This is a genomic window from Actinosynnema sp. NPDC050436 (assembly GCF_040655415.1).
In the GTDB taxonomy this organism is placed as follows: domain Bacteria; phylum Actinomycetota; class Actinomycetes; order Mycobacteriales; family Pseudonocardiaceae; genus Actinosynnema.
In genome coordinates this window covers 679,236-696,851 of sequence record NZ_JBFAJV010000003.1, presented here as the reverse complement: position 1 = coordinate 696,851, position 17,616 = coordinate 679,236, and the positions used below count along the sequence as shown (strand labels likewise).

The 17,616-nt window shown below is 72.7% G+C and carries 17 protein-coding genes; 10 read left to right on the top strand and 7 right to left on the bottom strand.

Features of this window, described 5'->3' with window-relative positions; all coding sequences use genetic code 11:
- Positions 1–43: 43 nt before the first annotated feature.
- Both AB0I60_RS11790 and AB0I60_RS11785 read right to left on the bottom strand, forming a co-directional pair.
- The gene (locus AB0I60_RS11790) at positions 44–1,471 is read right to left on the bottom strand and encodes a hypothetical protein (protein WP_360728127.1); all 1,428 of its coding nucleotides are present in this window, start codon (positions 1,469–1,471) and stop codon (positions 44–46) included.
- A 150-nt stretch (positions 1,472–1,621) separates the two neighbouring features.
- Positions 1,622–1,834, bottom strand: a complete 213-nt coding sequence (locus tag AB0I60_RS11785) for a hypothetical protein (protein WP_360728125.1) — start codon at positions 1,832–1,834, stop codon at positions 1,622–1,624.
- Between the two features lie 117 nt (positions 1,835–1,951).
- Between AB0I60_RS11785 and AB0I60_RS11780 the strand changes: the two genes are divergently transcribed.
- Complete coding sequence (locus AB0I60_RS11780; RefSeq protein ID WP_360728122.1) at positions 1,952–2,791, top strand: NAD-dependent epimerase/dehydratase family protein; 840 nt, start codon at positions 1,952–1,954, stop codon at positions 2,789–2,791.
- Between the two features lie 113 nt (positions 2,792–2,904).
- On the opposite strand, the gene AB0I60_RS11775 is transcribed toward AB0I60_RS11780, so the two are convergent.
- On the bottom strand, positions 2,905–3,801 hold the full coding sequence (locus AB0I60_RS11775; RefSeq protein ID WP_360728119.1) for a ribonuclease Z: 897 nt from the start codon (positions 3,799–3,801) through the stop codon (positions 2,905–2,907).
- A 17-nt stretch (positions 3,802–3,818) separates the two neighbouring features.
- Here AB0I60_RS11775 and AB0I60_RS11770 point away from each other — a divergent pair, with 17 nt between their 5' ends.
- Positions 3,819–4,631, top strand: coding sequence for a serine hydrolase domain-containing protein (locus tag AB0I60_RS11770; RefSeq protein WP_360728116.1), 813 nt, complete (start codon positions 3,819–3,821; stop codon positions 4,629–4,631).
- A 36-nt stretch (positions 4,632–4,667) separates the two neighbouring features.
- Here AB0I60_RS11770 and AB0I60_RS11765 read toward each other — a convergent pair whose 3' ends face one another.
- From AB0I60_RS11765 to AB0I60_RS11755, 3 genes are read right to left on the bottom strand one after another with little or no spacing between them, the layout of a single operon-like run.
- Positions 4,668–5,636, bottom strand: a complete 969-nt coding sequence (locus AB0I60_RS11765) for an NAD(P)-dependent alcohol dehydrogenase (RefSeq protein WP_360728114.1) — start codon at positions 5,634–5,636, stop codon at positions 4,668–4,670.
- Positions 5,633–5,857, bottom strand: coding sequence for a helix-turn-helix transcriptional regulator (locus AB0I60_RS11760; RefSeq protein ID WP_360728111.1), 225 nt, complete (start codon positions 5,855–5,857; stop codon positions 5,633–5,635). Before AB0I60_RS11760 ends, AB0I60_RS11765 begins: the two co-directional genes overlap by 4 nt.
- A gap of 4 nt (positions 5,858–5,861) precedes the next feature.
- Positions 5,862–6,281, bottom strand: coding sequence for a hypothetical protein (locus AB0I60_RS11755; protein ID WP_360728108.1), 420 nt, complete (start codon positions 6,279–6,281; stop codon positions 5,862–5,864).
- A gap of 194 nt (positions 6,282–6,475) precedes the next feature.
- Between AB0I60_RS11755 and AB0I60_RS11750 the strand changes: the two genes are divergently transcribed.
- Genes AB0I60_RS11750 through AB0I60_RS11740 form a run of 3 tightly spaced genes read left to right on the top strand, consistent with a single transcriptional unit; the run spans position 6,476 to position 9,136 of the window.
- Positions 6,476–7,207: an ATP-binding cassette domain-containing protein gene (locus AB0I60_RS11750; protein ID WP_360728105.1), complete on the top strand. Its 732-nt coding sequence runs from the start codon at positions 6,476–6,478 to the stop codon at positions 7,205–7,207.
- Entirely contained in the window at positions 7,200–8,528 is a 1,329-nt protein-coding gene (locus AB0I60_RS11745) for a hypothetical protein (RefSeq protein ID WP_360728102.1), read from the top strand. The genes AB0I60_RS11750 and AB0I60_RS11745 overlap by 8 nt, the downstream gene beginning before the upstream one ends.
- On the top strand, positions 8,525–9,136 hold the full coding sequence (locus AB0I60_RS11740; RefSeq protein ID WP_360728099.1) for a hypothetical protein: 612 nt from the start codon (positions 8,525–8,527) through the stop codon (positions 9,134–9,136). Before AB0I60_RS11745 ends, AB0I60_RS11740 begins: the two co-directional genes overlap by 4 nt.
- A gap of 63 nt (positions 9,137–9,199) precedes the next feature.
- Here AB0I60_RS11740 and AB0I60_RS11735 read toward each other — a convergent pair whose 3' ends face one another.
- Positions 9,200–10,420: a serine hydrolase domain-containing protein gene (locus tag AB0I60_RS11735; RefSeq protein WP_360728096.1), complete on the bottom strand. Its 1,221-nt coding sequence runs from the start codon at positions 10,418–10,420 to the stop codon at positions 9,200–9,202.
- A gap of 547 nt (positions 10,421–10,967) precedes the next feature.
- Between AB0I60_RS11735 and AB0I60_RS11730 the strand changes: the two genes are divergently transcribed.
- The 5 genes from AB0I60_RS11730 to AB0I60_RS11710 all read left to right on the top strand — a co-directional run bounded on the left by AB0I60_RS11730 (position 10,968) and on the right by AB0I60_RS11710 (position 17,406).
- Positions 10,968–11,708 carry a Crp/Fnr family transcriptional regulator gene (locus AB0I60_RS11730; RefSeq protein ID WP_360728093.1) on the top strand — a complete coding sequence of 247 codons (741 nt, stop codon included), beginning with the start codon at positions 10,968–10,970 and terminating at the stop codon, positions 11,706–11,708.
- 88 nt (positions 11,709–11,796) lie between these two features.
- A complete protein-coding gene (locus AB0I60_RS11725; protein ID WP_360728091.1) occupies positions 11,797–12,549 on the top strand; it encodes a hypothetical protein in 753 nt (250 codons plus the stop codon).
- Positions 12,546–14,567: a hypothetical protein gene (locus tag AB0I60_RS11720; protein ID WP_360728088.1), complete on the top strand. Its 2,022-nt coding sequence runs from the start codon at positions 12,546–12,548 to the stop codon at positions 14,565–14,567. The genes AB0I60_RS11725 and AB0I60_RS11720 overlap by 4 nt, the downstream gene beginning before the upstream one ends.
- A gap of 65 nt (positions 14,568–14,632) precedes the next feature.
- Positions 14,633–16,006: a hypothetical protein gene (locus AB0I60_RS11715; protein WP_360728086.1), complete on the top strand. Its 1,374-nt coding sequence runs from the start codon at positions 14,633–14,635 to the stop codon at positions 16,004–16,006.
- Complete coding sequence (locus AB0I60_RS11710; RefSeq protein ID WP_360728083.1) at positions 16,003–17,406, top strand: DUF4407 domain-containing protein; 1,404 nt, start codon at positions 16,003–16,005, stop codon at positions 17,404–17,406. The genes AB0I60_RS11715 and AB0I60_RS11710 overlap by 4 nt, the downstream gene beginning before the upstream one ends.
- The last annotated feature ends 210 nt before the right edge of the window (positions 17,407–17,616 follow it).

The window sequence follows — 17,616 nt, the reverse complement described above, 5'->3', positions numbered from 1 at the left end:
ATCGGGGACGGCCGGGTGGATCGGGGACGGCGGGGCGGGCCGGTCAGGCGGTGACGGCGTCCAGCCCCACCACGGCGGCCACGGCCTCGTCCTCGATCGGCACGGCCGGTTCCAGCGGGCCCATCGCGGTCTGCCACTCCTGGTCGGCCAGGGCGAACGCGGCCACGGTCAGCGCCACCACCGGGCGGCCCGGGGGGAGCTGGTCGGCGACGAAGTCCAGCTCCAGGCGCGCGCCCAGCGGCGAGGGGCGCAGCCGCAGCGTGCCGTGCGGGACCTCGTCGGGGTGCGCGAACCGGCACGACCACTCGGTGAACACGATCGGCCGTTCCACCGCCTCGGTCGGGTTGACCGCGCGGACGTTCGCGCCGACCGTGCCCTGCCGGAACTCGTCGGCCGCGTCGACCAGCAGCTCCTCGAACTCGATCGAGGAGACGCCGAGGTCGTGCCCGGCGACCAGGGCGACCTGCACCAGGGCCAGCGGGAGCTGCGGGAGGGCGTCCTCGAAGCACGTCATCGCGCCGCCGTAGCGGGTGTTGATCTCGGTGGGCAGGAAGCCCTCGGCGGTGGCGATGCCGTCCAGGGTGAACGTGCCCCGGTAGTCGACGGTCTCGCGCAGCCGCTCGCCGACCCGGCGGGCCAGGTTGCGCATCTCCTCTCGGATGCGGGCCGGCGGGTCGTAGTACGACGCGCAGCCCGCGTACAGGAACCGGGCCTGGCCGGCGCGGCGCGGGACGACCATCTCGACCGGGCGCAGCACGGCGGTGCCGTCCGGGAAGACGATCCCGTGCACGCTGACCGGGATGCCCTCCAGGAACGGCATCACCCGGACGAAGTCGCACTTGGGCTCCAGCACGGCGAACGCGTCCAGCGCCTCCTGCCGGTCGCGGACCCGGCGCACGAAGTTCGCGCCGCCGTTGATCGCCGGCCCGTCGCCGGACCACACCGCGCCCGCGCCCCGGTCGAGCCGGAGCGTGGCCTCCCAGAGGCCCTCGAAGTCCAGGTCCAGCACCACGGCCGGGGCGCGCGGGGCGGACAGCTCGTCCCACAGCGCGTCGATCGTGGTCTTGTTCTCCAGCTCCACCCATTCGGGGCGGCGCGCGTTGAGCACCGGCCGGCCCGCGAACTCGGGGGTGTGCCCGTAGGGCGTGCTGATCACCAGCGCCTCGCCGGCCGGGTCGAAGTCCTCCAGGACCTCCCGGATGCGGCGGTTGGGCGAGGTCAGCAGCCTGGTCAGCCGGTTCTGCTCGACGGCGACGAAGCCGCCGGCGATGCCCAGCGACACCCAGCGCGCCACCTCGGGGTCGTGCAGCGGCGCGTGGTCGTCCGTCGACAGCACGAGCGTGTGGCGGGCTCCGAGCTGGTGCAGCTCACCGGCGCGCGTACTCAGCCGGGTACCGCCCGCGAGCACGACCAGGCGGTCGCCGAACAGGGTGCCGAGGCGCTCTTGGAGCGCGGAAAGGACATGATCCATCGCCGAGAACTCGCTTTATGAGAAGCAGACGAGACAGCCGGCGAGCGCCGGGTGCCACGAACTGTAGAGGCAGGCGAGCGGGACGGCCCAGCACGGTCCGGCAACGACCGCATGAAACTTGCCGATGGCGACGGGGGGTGCCGCGCGAGATCATCGAGCGGCGTGGCGAAGCACCTGGTCAGCCCGGTTCAGGAAGGCGCGGCGGGAGTTCCCCTTGAGGGACGGGAGGGTGAGGCCGAACAGCGCGTCGTCCGCTGACGGCGGCGCGGCGGCGACGATCGCCGCCGCGGTCTCCAGGAAGCGGCGGCGCTTGGCCTCCTGGACGGCGTAGTCCGCGAGCACGCCCTCGATGCTGGTGTGCATGGCTGGATGCGGGTAACTCACTTGGGTTGTATCGGCCGGTCGTGACAACACCTTTAGGGTCAATTTTCCCCGGACCGCCGACCACCGTCCGGGTGGTGCCGTGCTGGGATGGCCACCATGCGCGTTCTGGTCACCGGGAGCCGCGGCTACCTGGGGCGAAGCATTGTTGAACAACTCATCAACGCCGGTCACGAGGTGATCCCGTTCACCGGCGACATCCGCACGGCGGACATCCCGTCGTCCGACGGATTGATCCACTTGGCGGCACTGGCCCGGGTGCGGGAATCGTTCGACGACCCCCTGTCGTACTACGACGTCAACGTGACCGGAACACTCCGTTTGCTCCATTCCAGGCCGCCGAGGTTCGTACTGGCGTCCACGGCCGGCGTCTACGGCACGCCGCGTGGCCGCGTGCTCACCGAGGAGCACCCGCGCGTGCCGACAAACCCTTACGCCGCCAGCAAAGCCGCCGCCGAGGACGCCCTCGCGTGGACGGCCCGGACCGGCGCGCTGTCCGCCGTGACGCTGCGCCTGTTCAACCTCGCCGGCGGTGGCGACCGCGACGACGCCCGCGTGGTGACCAGGGCGTGCGCGGTGGCGGCCGGGCGGCTGCCGTCGATGGAGGTCTACGGGGACGGGTCGGCGGTGCGGGACTTCGTGCACGTCGCGGACGCGGCGCGGGCCTTCGTGCTGGCGCTGGAGACGTGCGCGCCGGGGCACGAGGCGTACAACGTGGGCGCGACCCCGGCGAGCGTCGCGGACGTGCTGGCGGCGGTGCACCGGGTGACCGGCCGGGCGGTGACCGTGGAGCGCAGGCCCGCGCACCCCGGCGAGACCAGGGAGCTGCGCGCCGACACGGCGAAGCTGCGCGCCCTGGGCTGGCGGCCGGTCGAGTCGGACCTGGACTCCCTGGTCCGCTCGCAGTGGGAGGCGGCCGGTCCACACCGGACGGCGTGACCGCCCGCCCCCGGTCGGTGCGGTCGTGCGACGGCGGCTTCGGGTGTCGGCGGCGGTTCGGGTGACGGCGGCGGGTCTCGGTGTCGGCGGCGGTTCGGGTGACGGCGGCGGGTTCAGGTGTTGGTGGTGCGGCGCTTGGGCACCGGCACGCGGTCGAGGTCGGCGGCCACCACGACCTCCCCGGAGAACACCTCGGCGGCCTCCGCGTGGAACAGCGACATGTCGGAGTAGCGCTGCGAGAAGTGCGTCAGCACCAGCTTGCGGACCCCGCACTCGGCCGCCACCCGCGCGGCCTGGGCCGCCGTCAGGTGCCCGTGCTCGGTGGCCAGGCGCTCGTCGACGTGGAGGTATGTCGACTCGATGACCAGCAGGTCGGCCCCGTCCGCCAGCTCGAACACCCCGTCGCACAGCCGGGTGTCCATGACGAACGCGAACCGCTGCCCCGGCCGGTGCGCGCTGACCTCGGCGAGCTGCTCCGGCGTGAGGTCGCGGACGGCCCGACCCCGGATGCCCCGCGCGGCGAGGCGGTCCGGCAGCAGGCGCCGGCCGTCCGGCTCGACCAGGCGGTAGCCGTAGGTCTCCAGCGAGTGGTCCAGCCGGCGGGCCTCCAGCACGCCGAACGGGCCGGACGCGATCGGGCCCGGCCCGGTGACCGGCAGCTCGCGCAGGTCGAGCGTGTCGTAGAACGAGCTGGCGTGCCGGAGCCGCTCGAAGAAGTGCGCGCCGGACGCCGGGTAGTGCGCGTGCACCGGGTGCGCCGCGCGGTCCAGCGACAGCCGCTGGACGATGCCCGGCACGCCCAGGCAGTGGTCGCCGTGGAAGTGGGTGAGGCAGATCCGGGTGATGTCCCGCGCGGGCACGCCGGCCAGCAGCATCTGCCGCTGCGCCCCGTCGCCGGGGTCGAACAGGAACCCCTCGTCGTCCCAGCGCAGCAGGTAGCCGTTGTGGTTGCGGGTGCGGGTGGGCACCTGGCTCGCGGTGCCGAGCACGACCAGCTCACGTGGGGACACGTGGCAGAGTCTGCGGCATGGAGAGTCTGCGCGTGGTGTCCGAGTGGCCGGTGGAGCACGCGGCGGTGGCCGTGGTCGACGCGCGGGGGCGGGTGCTCGGCTCGACCGGCCCGCTGGAGCGCCGGTTCCCGCTGGCCTCGGTGACCAAGCTGCTCACCTCGTACGCGGTGCTGGTCGCGGTGGAGGAGGGCGCGGTCGAGTGGGACCGGCCCGCCGGTCCCGAAGGCGCGACGCTGCGGCACCTGATCGCGCACACGTCCGGGCTGGCGTTCGACTCGGCCGACGTGCAGGCCGCGCCGGGCACCCGGCGGATCTACTCCAACACCGGGTTCGAGGTGCTGGCCGACGAGGTCGCGCGGGCGTCGGGCATCCCGTTCGGCGACTACCTCGCGGAGGCGGTGTTCGCCCCGCTCGGCATGGCGTCCTCGTCGCTGGACGGCTCGCCCGCCGCCGGGGTCACCTCCACCGCCGCCGACCTGGCCCGCTTCGCGGCCGAGGTGCAGGACCCGAAGCTGGTGTCGGCGGCGCTGGTGGCGGAGGCGACCACCGTGGTGTTCCCCGGCCTGCGCGGCGTGCTGCCCGGCTACGGCTCGCAGCGCGAGAACGACTGGGGGCTGGGGTTCGAGATCAGGGCGGCCAAGTCGCCGCACTGGACCGGCGCGACGAGCTCGCCCCGGACGTTCGGCCACTTCGGGCAGAGCGGCACGTTCCTGTGGTGCGACCCGGACGCGGGCGTGGCGTGCGTGGCGCTGACCGACCGCCGGTTCGGCGAGTGGGCGGTGTCGGCGTGGCCGCCGTTCACCGACGGGGTGCTGGCGGAGCTGCGGTAGCCGCCGGGCGGGCGCGGGTTCCGGCTGCCGCGCGGGCTAGATGGTCACGACGGCCTGGCCGCGCACCTTGCCGGCCCGCACGTCCTCGATGGCCTCGGCCACCCGGTCGAGCTCGTAGAGCTGCCCGACGACCGGCGTGACCGCGCCGGACTCGATGAACTCGCGCATGGTCACCAGGTCGTCGCGGCGGTCCTCGTGCACCAGGGCCCGGACGTCGAACCGGAGGAAGGGCGCGGCGATCAGGCCGCGCAGCCAGCGGTCGGTGCCCATGAACAGCCGCCCGCCCGTGCCGCCGACGAACACCAGCGTCCCGCCGGGCCTGAGGACCGCGCCGCACTCGCGCAGCGACGGGTTGCCGTAGATGTCGACCAGCACGTCGAACCGCTCGCCGATGTCCGGCAGCCGCTGCTCCCGGTGGTCCACGACCCGTTCCGCGCCCAGTGAGCGCACCAGGTCCGCCTTGTCCGCGCCGCAGATGCCGGTGACCCGCGCGCCCAGCGCCTTGGCGATCTGCACGGCGTAGGTGCCGACGCAGCCGGACGCCCCGGAGATCAGCACCTCCTGGCCGGCCGTGACCTTGCCCAGGTCGCGCACGGCCTGCAAGGCGGTGAAGGACGCGATGGGCACGGCCGCCGCGTGCGCTGCGGACAGGTTGCGCGGCTTGTGGGTCAACTGCTCGGCGGGCACGGAGATGTACTCGGCGAACGTCCCGCCGTGCCACCCGAACACCTCGTCGCCGACCTGGACGTCGTGCACGCCCGCGCCGACCGCCGTGACGGTGCCGGCGAACTCAAGCCCGAACACCGGGTTGGACGGCTTCCGCAGCCCGACCACGAACCGCGCGGCGTAGGGCAGCCCGAGCACCAGGTGCCAGTCCGTGCCGGAGACCGGCGACGCCGCGACCCGCACCAGCACCTCCCCCGCGCCGACCTCGGGCGCGGGGATGTCCCGCAACCGCAACACCTCCGACGGCACCCCGTACCGCTCCTGCGTCACCGCTCTCACAACTCCTCCTCCGGGTACTGGAACACTTCGACCAGCGGGACGCCGAACACCCGGGCGATCTGGAACGCCATCTCCAGCGTCGGCGAGTACTTGCCCTGCTCGATGGCGTTGATCGTCTGCCGGGTGACGTCGACCCGGGCGGCCAGCTCGGCCTGCGTCATGCCGCCGTGCGCGAACCGCAGCGCGCGGATGGTGTTGGTGACCTTCGTGGGCTTGCCCAAGGCGTCAGAACCCCCGCCGGTAGGCGTGCAGCTTGATCAGCGACCCGACCACCGCGCCGAGCGTGAACACCGCGTACATGGCGTTGGCGATCCAGAAGTGCCGCGCCTCGGCGAGGGCGAGCCCGAACGGCAGCACCATGCCGACGCCGACCAGCAGCCCGCCGAAGTACTCGCCGCGCCGGTCGATCTCCTTGTCCCGCACGTCACCCCGGTGCCGGTCGCTGGGCTTGACGACCTCCAGGACCACCCGCCCGACGACAGCGGACACGACCGACACCCCGACCGCCCACAACAACGCCGCCGTGTACGGGGTGTCGACCAGATCGCGCCCGGTGGACAGGTCGAACAGCCTGATCAGGTAGGCGACGTAGGCAACCAGGCTGACCACCAGGTAGACCCACGTCCCCTTCTCCTCGTACGACACTGCCCCTCCACCGTGTAAAGCAAGCTTGACATCATCAGTGTCAAGCAGAAGCGACACCGTGTCAAGCTTGCTTTACATGGCTGCCCCGCTTGCAGCGCGCCGGGTGCTGTTTACTGATCACATGGCGCGTGACCCGGTCCGCGTCACGCGCGGCGCTGTCGGCCCAAGTCAACGAACAGGATCGGCGCTCACACGTGCACATCGAATTCGACGGCGTCCACTTCCGCTACGGCCGGCGGCAGGTGCTGTCCGGGGTGGACTGGACGGTCGGCCCGGGGGTCACCGGGTTGCTCGGCCCGAACGGCGCGGGCAAGACCACGCTGCTCAACCTGCTGGTCGGGTTGGAGAAACCGCACTCCGGCGCGCTCCGCTTCACCGGGGGCGCCTCCGGCACGATCGGGTTCGTGCCGCAGCACTTCTCGCTCGTCGGCGGGATGCGGGTGGTGGACACCGTCGCCTACGCCGCCTGGGTCAACGGCGTCGACCGGCGCGCGTGTGCCGCCGCCGCGTCCAGGGCGCTCGAAGCGGTCCGCCTGGAAGACCTGGTGACGGCGCGGGTGCGGACCTTGTCCGGTGGTCAGCGGCAGCGGCTGGGTGTCGCGGCGGCGCTCGCCCACGAGCCGGACGTGCTGGTGCTCGACGAGCCGACCGTGGGCCTCGACCCCGCGCAGCGGATGCGGTTGCGGGAGGTCGTCGCCGACATCGGGCGCACCCGCACGGTGCTGCTGTCCACGCACCTGATCGAGGACATCTCCCACCTGTGCCACCGGGTCGGCGTGCTCGCCGACGGCAGGCTGGTGTTCGACGGGACGGAGGAGGAGTTGACCGAACTGGTCGACAGCGCGCCCGCCTCCGGTGTGCTCGGCTCGCCGTTCGAGCGGGCCTACCAGGCGCTGGTCGCCAGGTTGGGGGCCGACCGTGACTGACCTCGACACCGCCGATGTGGTGCAGCACGGGGAACGGCTCCGCGCGCCCAAGGTCCGGTTGCGGTCGCCGCTCGGCGTCTGGCCGGTCGCGCTACCGGCTGCCGCGATCGCCGCCGTGGTGGTCGCCACGACAGCGGCCATGCGGTCCTGGCCGTACCAGGAGTGGGTGCGGACCTCCGCCGAGTTCCACCAGCAGAACACGTTCACCGCGCCGATCGCCGCAGCGGCGGCCACGTACGTCGCCGGCCGGCTGCTGCCGCCGTCCCGGATCTTCGCGCTGCCCGTCGCCGCGCGCGCCGGCCTGCGGACCGTCCTGCCGCAGCTGGGCCTGCTCCTCGCCGCCTTCGTGGGCGCGTACCTCCTCGGGTTCGTGCCGCTGCTCGTCGTCACGGTGCGCGGCGCCGAGCACGGCGGGCCGGACGTCCCGGTCGTGCTGACCGGGGTGCTCGGGCTGGTCCTGGCGACGGCCGTCGGGTACCTGATCGGCGTGGTGACGCGCACTCCCCTGACGGCACCGATCTCCGCCGTGCTGCTGTTCGGCACCGCAGTGCTGGGCAGCACCGGCGACACGTTCTCCGCGCTGATGCCGGTCCTCTACGTCAAACCGCTGCTCGGCAGCGTGCAGTCCACCCCGTTCGTCGTCTACCGGTTGGCCTTCCTGACGGTCTCGACGGTCGCGGTGGTGTGGGCCGCCGCCCGGCTGCTGCGGCGGCACCGGGCCGACGGCGGTCGGGTGCGCGGCCTCACCGCGCTGCTGCCCCTGCTGCTGCCCGTCGTGATGGCCGTGCCGCCGCTGGTCTCCAAGCCGGCGCTCTTCGCCTACGAGACCGAACCACCGCGCGTGTGCCGGACGAGCGGCACGGTCGAGTACTGCGTGCACGAGGGCCACCGCTCCAGGCTCGACGTCGTGGTGGCTGCCACGGACGCCGTCCTGGAGCGCCACGGCGGTCCCGCGCCGTTCACCCGGATCTACGACGAGGCGCTGCGCGGACACCCGGTCGACGGGACGCCGGTGTGGCGCCCAGACCGGCGCGACACCGTGCTGTGGGTGCCGATCCAGCCCGCGAGCCCGACGGAGACCCGACCGGTCCAGGCCCTGGACGTGCTGTCCGGGCTGGCCGGCTGCTTCCGGCTGCGGGTGCCCGCCGACTCGCCGTCGGTCGAGATCGCCCAGCAGCTCGGCCGCCGGCTGGAGGGGATGTCCACGGCGGGCAACCCGTTCTCCGGCCTGCCCGATCCCGCCGTGCGCGACTGGATCGCCTCGCACGGCGACCGGATCACCGGGTGCGCCCTCACCGAGGAGGACCTGCCCCGCCGATGATCCGCCTCGTCCTGGCTTCGAGGTCGTCCCACCTGCTCGTGCTCGCGGTCGTCGCGCTGAGCGTGCTGAGCGGGCTGCTGGGCGACCGCGCCGTCGTGATCCACCTGTCGGCGGCCCACCCGCAGAACCGCCTGCCGTTCCCGGAGCTGTGCGCGGTGGTGGGCGTCGTCGTCGCGGCGGCCCTGGCACGGCCCCGGTTCTGGGAGTGGGACCGGCTGGGCACCCACCGAGCGACGGCAATCTCCGTCGCGTACGCCCTGGCGGGGATGCTGCTGCCGCTGACCGTGCTCGTCCTCGGGTCGGCGCGGTTGCCCGCCGAGGTGCCGTGGGCCTGGCAGGTCTCCAACTACCTGGTGTTCGCTGGCGTCGCGTTCTGCCTCGGCCCCCTGGTCGGGCCGGCCCTGGCCGGCGGTGCCACGCTGGTCCTCTACTTCGGTGCCGGGGTGGTGAACCACCTGCTCCCCCGTGGGCGGGGTTTTCTGCCGGTGACGGGCTACCCGGGGCCGGCGACGCACTGGGCTTTCGCGGTGTCGGTGGTGCTGCTGGCCCTGGTGGTGCACGGTCTGACCCGTGGGGCCACCCGGTGGTCGCGGCGGGCTGCGGGATGACCGCGTCGGTGGCGGGCCCGGTCATTCCGGAACCCGCCACCGGACGGTCGGCGGGGCGGTGGGTCAGCGGCCGTCGCCGCAGAGGGCCGTGGTGGCCAGCTTGCGGTGCGCGGCATCGAACTTCTCGCGGGACGCCTGGTCGCCGCCGTCCAGCACGCCGTGGTTGATCGAGAACTCGACCCGGCGGCTGCGGTCGGGCGAGCTGAACATGTAGGAGGTCACGCTCTGCGTGCCGCCGGTGTGGCCGAGCACCTTGCAGTCCGGCGTGAGCCGGTACTCGAACAGGCCGAGGCCGATGTGGTCGTCGCCGGTGGCCGGCACCGTCTTGCGCATCTCGGCGGTGAGCTTCGGGGACAGCAGCTTCCCGCCGACGAGCGCGCTGATGAACTTGTCGAGGTCCTCGGTGCTGGAGATGATCTCGCCCGCCGCACCCGCCCACGACGGGTTCATCCTGGTGCCGTCCACGACCTTCAGCGTCCCGTTGTGCTGGTAGGCCAGGTAGCTGTGCGCGTTCGGGCCGGGGATCTCCGTCCTGGTGCCCGGCAGGCTGGTGCCGCGCAGGCCGAGGCGCTTGATGATGCGGCGCTCGACCTGGGTCGCGTAGTCGGTCCTGGTCACCTTCTCGATGAGCAGGCCGGCGAGCGCGTAGTTGGTGTTGGAGTAGGCGTGGCGGGCTCCGGGCTCGAACCGCGCGGGCTTGGCCAGCGCCTGCTTGACCAGGTCCTCGGTCTTGTAGGTGCGGAACATGTTGTCGACGTAGTCCTGGCCCCACATCGGGATGCCCGGGTCCGGCGTGCCGTCGGCCTTGGCGTCACCGGTGTAGTTGTAGATCCCGCTGGTGTGCTGGAGCAGCATCCGGACCGTGATGCGGCGGTCGAGCCCGTAGTCGGGCAGGTAGCGCGCGGCGGACTCGTCCAGCTTCACCTTGCCCTCGTCCACGAGCTGGAGCACGACCGTCGCCACGAACACCTTGGTGATGCTGCCCGCGCGGAAGCTCCAGTCGGTGCCGGGCTTCCCCGGCTTGCCCAGCTCCGCCACGCCGGCGCTGCCCGCCCAGTCGCCGCGCTTGTCGTGCACCCGCAGGACGACACCGGCCCCGCCCGCTGCCACCACGTCGTCCATGGCGCGCTTGAGGTCCCCGCGCCGGTTGAGGGTCTCGGCCTGGGAGCCGTCCTGGGCGGTGGGACCGTCCTGGGCGGCGGCGTTCGCGGACTGCCCGACCGTCCCGGTCACCAACGCCGCGAGCACCACGGCGGCACCGACCCGTCGCAAACCTGTCTTCATGCGTGATCCCCTTCGTGCGCCCCGGATATCCGGGGAAGCCCGTACACGTGGTCTTGGCGAGCGCTCGCTGCGTTCCACGCTACGAACGGGCAGGGGACGGCCGGAAGCTCGCCTGCACCCCTTCCGGGTAGTGCCGACACCACCCCGCAGGGACGACCGGACCAGGTCTGTGGTTCAGACCACAGAACGGTGGGAGAATCACCGAGGAACGAGCGCCCGGTCCGTCGCAATCGTTCCCGCGATTCACCGCGTGCGTGCACGCCATCCCCGGGAAGCGCAACCCGGCCGTCTTAATACGTATGCTCCTCACCTGGGCAAACATTCTCAACAACGTTGCCGGGAACCCACTCCGCACTATTGCGGTATCTTTTTTGATCTTCACCCCATCAGGCTAATTGGCCACGCGAATTCCCCCTTACGGCACCACGATGTACGGTGTCACCCTCACCGCAGCAATACGACCGGAACCAATGGCGCGCGCTCATCCGGCGTGCCGGACGTCATCCGATGCGGAACCGGTCGCCGGGCGGATCGCCCCGGGAAAGTCTTGACGCACAGCGGACGGGAGACCGCGTTGTCCAAGGCGTTGCAGTCGGGCAGGTGGCTGCCCGGCACGTTCCTCGCGCGGCTCGACCCGGCCGTGCGCGAAGGGCTCCTCGGCCTGGGTGGCCACCGCACCCTGCGCAGCGGTGAACCGCTGACGCGCCAAGGGGACCGGGGGACCGACGTCTTCCTGCTCAAGGGCACCGCGACCGGCGGCGCGTGCGCGAAGGTGACCCGGCTGGTGCCCAACGGGTCGGAGAGCCTGCTGGGCATCCGGGTCGTCGGCGACGTGATCGGCGAGGGTGCCGCGCTGCGCGACGACCGGACCCGCTCGGCGACCGTCACCGCGTGCGCCGACCTCGTCGCCCAGGTCGTCGAGCGCCGGCGGTTCCTCCAGTACCTCGACCGGAACCCGGCCGCCTGGCGGGCTTTGTGCGCGTTGATCTCCGAACGGCTCGACTGGGCCAACCGCCGGCGCCTCGACTTCGCCGCGTACGAGGTCCGCACCCGGCTGGTCCGGGTCGTGCTCGAACTGGTCGAGGCGCACGGCGTGCGCGGACCGCTCGGCGTGGAACTCGGGGTCGAGGTGTCGCAACAGGAACTGGGCCGGCTCATCGGGGCCAAGCCCGACACCGTCGGCACCGCGCTGCGCGCGCTCAAGGCCGAGGGCCTGATCACCGCCCGCTACCGGGGTCTGTTCATCCGCGACCTGGACGCGCTGCGCCGCGTGGCCGACGAGGGCTGACCGCCCCGGATTCCGGATTATGCCGGGGTTCGCGCGACCCGCCGGCCGCAGAATCACCGCACACCACCGAGATTCGGAGGAATCCTCCATGGACGACGACTTCAGCCGCCGGGTCCTGCTCGTGCTGGACGTGGAGGACTACAGCGCGCGAACGGACGTCGACCAGCACGAGGTGCAGCGGGCGCTGGCCGCCGTGCTGGAGGACGCCGCCGCGCGCGCCGGCCTCGACCGGACGCGCTGGAGCGTGCAGCAGGCCGGCGACGGCGAACTGGCCGTGCTGCCCGCCGACGTCCCGGAGAAGCGGGTCGTGGACGACCTGCCCGTCGCCCTGCGCGAGGCGCTGTCCGCCCACAACGGCAGCGCACGGCCGGAAATCCGGCTGCGCCTGCGCGCGGCCGTCCACCAGGGACTGGTGCGCAAGGCGGCGAACGGCTACGCGGGCACGGGCGTCGTCACGACCGCCCGCACGGTCGACAGCGCTGCGGCGCGGCAGGCCCTGGTCGCCTGCCCGCGCGCGGACGTGGTGTTCCTGCTGACCCCGATCCTGTACGCGGACCTGGTGCTCCAGCGGCACACCCGGCTGTCCCCCGAGGACTTCCGCGAAGTCCCCGTGCACACCAAGAAGTTCGTCGGCACGGCCTGGCTGCACGTGCCCGGTCACGACCCGCACGCGCTCCGGCTCGACCTCCGCGCCGCCGCACCGCAGGCCGGGCCGGACGGGTCCGACGAGCCCGCCGGGTCCGGCCCCGGGCGTGCGGCGAGCGGCCACCACACCGTCGTGCACGGCGGGGTGCGCGGCGACAACGTCGTGATCGGGGTCCAGAACCGGTTCGGGCGGTGACCGCCCCGCAGGCCGAGGAGACCGCGGCCCCGGCGGCACCCGACGCCGAGCAGCCGCCGGCCGAGCGGCCCGCGTCGGCGTTCAACCGCGAGATGGTCAACGACGTCCAGGTCAACCTCTTCGGCGCCCGGATCGAGAACGCCCTGCTCGGCGCCCAGACCGTGACCGGAGGGCCCCGGACCACCCTGACCAGGGCGACCGGCCTGGTGGACGACGACGACGTGCGCGCCGCGCTGGCGCGGTTCGTCGCCCCGGAGGGGTTCGCGGGCAGCGAGGTGCGCCTCGGCAACGAGCGGCTGCTCGTGCTGTGCGGACCGCCCGGCACGGGCAAGAGGCTGTCCGCGCTGGCCCTGCTGCGCGCGGTGACCGGCGAAACGCTCTACATGCTCTCGCCGAACACCTCGCCGGCCGACCTGGCCGACTACGAGTACGAGCGCGGCTGCGGCTACCTGGTCGTGGACCGCGTGGTGGACAAGGGAAGCCGGGAGTCCGACTTCGAGTGGCGCCTCGTGCGCGACCGGGTCGTGGACCACGGGTGCTACCTGGTGATCACCCAGCCGGCCGCCGACGTGCCCGACTCGTCCTGCCACGTCGCCTGGTCGCCGCCCGCTGCGGAGCGGCTGCTGCGCGCCTACTGGACCGGGCGGCTCCCGGCGGCTCAGCAGCAGGTGCTGGCCGAGGTGCTGGGCACCGTCGACAGCGTGCGCGACGTGGTCGGGCTGGCCCGGCAGCTCGACGGCGGCCGGTCGCTGGAGGAGGCGCTGGAGCACCTGGACAGCAGGGTGCGCGCGGAGGTCGAGCACTGGTTCGACCAGGCGCCGGCCCGGCGCGAAGTGGTCGAGGTGACCACCCTGGCGTTCGCGGCCGGCGTGGACGAGCGCACGTTCGAGGCCGCGCTCCGGGCGCTGCGCCGCGCGTTGGGCCGGCACGTGCCGGAACCGCCCACGGCGGAGGACGTCGACCAGCGCGACCAGCTCCCGCAGCTGCGCCGGCGGCTGCTGGCCAACGAGCTGGTCGGCACCGAGACCCTGCACACCGAGCTGGGCACGCGCGGCGCGCTGAAGTTCGCCAAGCCGGAGCACCACCGGCACGTGCTGGCGCAGCTCTGGCAGCGGATGGACGTCGCGTTCTGGGACGCCGTGGCCGACTGGCTGGACGAGATCGTCACCGAGCCGCGCTACGAGGTGTCCGTCGCCCTGGGCATCGCCGAGCTGACCCCCATCGCGCTGGACGAGGTCGTGCCGATCCTGAGCCGCTGGGCGCGCGGCTCCCGGCACGCCGCCGGCCAGCGCGCCGTCGTCTACGCGCTGCACCTGATGGCCTACGACGACTCCCTCGCGCCGACCGCGCTCCAGGTCGCCACCGGGTGGATCACCCGGGGCAACCCGTCGCAGCGCTGGGTGGCGGCCATGTCGTTCATCGGCGGGCTGGGCGTCCGGTACCCGCACGACGCCCGCCGCCGGCTGTGGCAGGTGTGCGTGCAGTCGCACACCGTGGACGGCGACGTGGAGCAGGTGTTCGGCGAGCTGTTCGCCACCCTCGTGCAGGAGACCGGCAACGCGCACCTGGTGCTGGACTTCCTGGCCGCCAAGGTGGACCGGTTCACCGCGCCCGGTGCCCGGCCGGCCGGGCGGGCCGTGGCGATGCGCACCGCGCTGGCCGTCCTGGAGTCCCGGCAACCGGGCTCGAAGAGGTCCGCCGTGCTGGTCCACCTCGACCGGTTCCCGCAGCACGCCAGGCAGGTCGGCCACCTGCTGTCCAGCGTCCTGGTCTACCGGCCGATGCGCCTGCGGGCGATCGGCGTGCTGCGGTGGCTGCTGGAGGACATGGCCCGCAACGACAGCAGCGCGCGCCGCAGCGCGCGGCTGCTGGGCACCGCGCTGCGCACCAGGCTGCACCCCGACGAGCAGGACCCGCTGGAACAGGACTTCCGGATCGTGGTGGAGCGCCGCAAGGACACCGACATCAAGTCCCTCGTGGACGCGGTGCTCGACGCCATCAAAGGCCGCTTCGACTAGCCCGCTCAGCCGGCCACGCACCCCCTGACACACCCCCTGGCACACCCCCAGAGCAGGAGAACTGGATGGACGAACAGCCGTACCCGGTGGTCGCCGAGCGCGTCCTCACCCCCCTGCCGCCCAAGCGCCTCTTCAGCCGGACCCGGGGCCGTGACCCGGAAGAGGTGCCGGCGGTGCGGGTGGGCCACCGGCTGGTCTACCGCGCGCACAACCAGTACGTGCTGGACGCCTCGGACCTGACGCTGGACTCGCCGACGGTCGTCGAGGCGTCGCACGTGGCGCTGGTGGACGTGACGGTCGACGCGGGCGTGGTGGTCGAGCTGGTCATCCCCTCGCGGGACGCCTCGAACTTCACCACGCGCGTCACGTTCCTGTGCACGGTGGACGACCCGGTCGCGGTGGTGAGCACCGGCGGCCACGACGCGCGCGCGATGCTCGCCGGCTACCTCAAGGGGCACCAGCGGATCTTCGAGCTGGGACTGGACTTCGGGCTGGAGGAGATCAACGACGTCAGGCGCAAGCTCAACGCCCAGATCCGCGCCTACGCCACCCTGAACCCGCCGGAGTTCGCGGGCATGAGGGCGACGCTGGCCGGCGTGGAGGTGCTCACGCCCGACCAGGTCGCCAAGCTGGAAGACGCCCTGCGCGAGGCGAAGCAGAGCCACGTCGTCAAGACCGCGCAGCTCGCCAACGAGCAGCGCCTCGGCGACCTGGAGCACATCCACCGCCGGACGCGGGAGGTGCAGGACGGCGAGCACACCCGCTCGCTCGACCACGCGCAGCGCCACTACGCCCGGGAGGAGCTCAAGCGCTCGTCGGAGGCCGTGGCGGCGAACCCCATCGCGGCGCTGCACCTCGCCTACTCGGCGGGCGAGCTGACCACCCGGGAGCTGGCGGACGAGCTGCGCCGGGTGCGCGAGCAGGAGGTCCAGCAGGACCGCGAGGACCTGCGGGCGGCCATCGAGTACGAGCGCGAGCAGCAGCGCCTGCGGTGGGCGGCCGAGCGCGACGACGCCTCCCAGCAGCGGAAGGCGGACCTGCGCCGCGAGGTGTGGGCCCGCGAGGACCGCCGGCACCAGCGCGAGGTGGAGACCCGGCACGCCGAGGCGCGGCGCGTGGACGGCGTGCGGCGCGCGGAGTGGGAGCGGCAGGACAGGCAGCTCGAACGCGAGTCCGCCGCCAAGGAGATGGAGGCGAAGCTGGAGGTGATCCGCGAGCTGGCCAAGCACGGCCACCTCGACACGCTGAACCTGCGGCTGGACAGGTTCGTCAACGACATGCTCGGCGACCGGGGCACGCCGGCGCTGGACCGGGCCGAGACCGTCGACCGGGTCGCCATCGCCAAGCCCGAGGACGAGCCGCGCCCGGCCGACGAGGACGTCGACCCGGGTGACGCCGAACTGCTCGACGACGACCGCAACACGAGGGTGGAGGCATGACCGCGCTGGACGACCGCCCGTCGGTCGGCACCCGCCGTCCCCCGGACGAGCGCACCATCCCGAACCTGCGCGCGGTCGAACGCCCCGTGCGGGCGTCGCTGCCGAACGACGTCGCGGTCGGCGCGCTGCGGCCCGTGATGCCGCAGCGGGGGCTGCCCCGGCTGCTGCGCCGGCTGATCGGCGTGAACGAGGACGTCCTCGACTGGGTGCCGGAGGAACGCCCCCGGTACACGCGGCTGGGCCTGATCGTGGTGAACACCGGCCTGCTGGCCGCCGTGTCGATGCACATGGCGCTGGCGAGCGTGGTGGGCGACCAGTGGTGGCTGCCGTTCGCCGACCTGGTGTGGGCGGTCATCATCATCACGGCGGACAGCTGGCTGATCTCCAGCACCCACGGCGCGCCGCGCACGTCGCTGCTCGGCACGTACCTGCCGAGGCTCCTGCTGTCGGTCCTCCTCGGCGCGGTCATCGCGGAACCGCTCGTGCTGGCGGTCTTCCACCAGTCGATCGACAACGAGATCAGCGAGCACCGCAAGAGCGAGGTGGACGGTTACGAGAGCACCCTCAAGCGGTGCAACCCGCCGTCCGGGGACGTGGTGGCGGACGTGTCGTGCGCGGGGTTCCTGGTGACGATCAGCGAACGCCCGCAGGCCGCGAAGGACGAGCTCGCGCGGGCCACCGCCAACCGCGACGGGTTGAAGACCAAGGTGGACGAGGCGGACTCGCGGCTCGCGGAACTGGAGAGGCTGGCGCGCGACGAGTGCGCGGGCCGGGGCGGACCGGGCCTGACCGCCGTCCCCGGCGAAGGCCCGGAGTGCACCCGCAACCGCGAGAAGGCCGACCAGTTCCGCCGTGACAACCAGCTCGACCGCCTGCACGCCGACCTGGCGGCGGCAGACCAGGCGGTGGCCGGCCTGAACCGCACGGTCGCCGACGCGAGCGGCAAGACCGAGCGCGACGTGAACACGGCCATCACGGCGGCGGTGGCGGAGAAGCGCGCGAACCTGACCGAACGCGGCCTGTTGGACGAGTTCGACGCCCTGGGCCGGCTGTCCGCGAAGAGCGCGGTGATCCTGATGGCCCACGTGCTGCTGGCACTGCTGCTGATCGCACTGGACTGCCTGCCGGTGCTGAGCAAGCTGATGAGCGCCACCACGGAGTACGACGCCCGCCTGCGTCGGCAACTCGACGTCTCAGGCCGGCTGCACGACCTCCAGCTCAAGGCGAGCGAGAAGCGCGACTCGGTGGACTTCGAACTCCAGGAACGCCGCTTCACCCAACGCCTGCGGGCGGGCATCGAGGACATCGGAGGCGAAGACCGAACGGCGAAGGAACGCCGCAAGATCGAGATGGACGCCCAGATCGACCGCCTGGCCGCCGCTCTGGAGAAGCGCTCGTGACGTGACCGACCTTCCGACGGCCGTAAGCGGCCTTCCGAAACCCGTTGTTCCACACCGACCGCTCCGTGACACCACGGGAAGATTGCAAGTCCTGACGAGAAGAAAGAGCCCCGGCGGAACGTTCCGCCGGGGTCGGACTTCGTTGGGCAACCTTCGTGATCCGTGGCCAGCACTACCAGGTCAAAAGACCTGGACCCAGACCCAGCTACC

Excerpts from the sequence above, each read along its gene's own strand:
- AB0I60_RS11735 (WP_360728096.1), bottom strand. The coding sequence starts at position 10,420 with ATGAAGACAGGTTTGCGACGGGTCGGTGCCGCCGTGGTGCTCGCGGCG.
- AB0I60_RS11740 (WP_360728099.1), top strand. The coding sequence starts at position 8,525 with ATGATCCGCCTCGTCCTGGCTTCGAGGTCGTCCCACCTGCTCGTGCTC.
- AB0I60_RS11710 (WP_360728083.1), top strand. The coding sequence starts at position 16,003 with ATGACCGCGCTGGACGACCGCCCGTCGGTCGGCACCCGCCGTCCCCCG.
- AB0I60_RS11725 (WP_360728091.1), top strand. The coding sequence starts at position 11,797 with ATGGACGACGACTTCAGCCGCCGGGTCCTGCTCGTGCTGGACGTGGAG.
- AB0I60_RS11785 (WP_360728125.1), bottom strand. The coding sequence starts at position 1,834 with ATGCACACCAGCATCGAGGGCGTGCTCGCGGACTACGCCGTCCAGGAG.
- AB0I60_RS11770 (WP_360728116.1), top strand. The coding sequence starts at position 3,819 with ATGGAGAGTCTGCGCGTGGTGTCCGAGTGGCCGGTGGAGCACGCGGCG.
- AB0I60_RS11715 (WP_360728086.1), top strand. The coding sequence starts at position 14,633 with ATGGACGAACAGCCGTACCCGGTGGTCGCCGAGCGCGTCCTCACCCCC.
- AB0I60_RS11780 (WP_360728122.1), top strand. The coding sequence starts at position 1,952 with ATGCGCGTTCTGGTCACCGGGAGCCGCGGCTACCTGGGGCGAAGCATT.
- AB0I60_RS11790 (WP_360728127.1), bottom strand. The coding sequence starts at position 1,471 with ATGGATCATGTCCTTTCCGCGCTCCAAGAGCGCCTCGGCACCCTGTTC.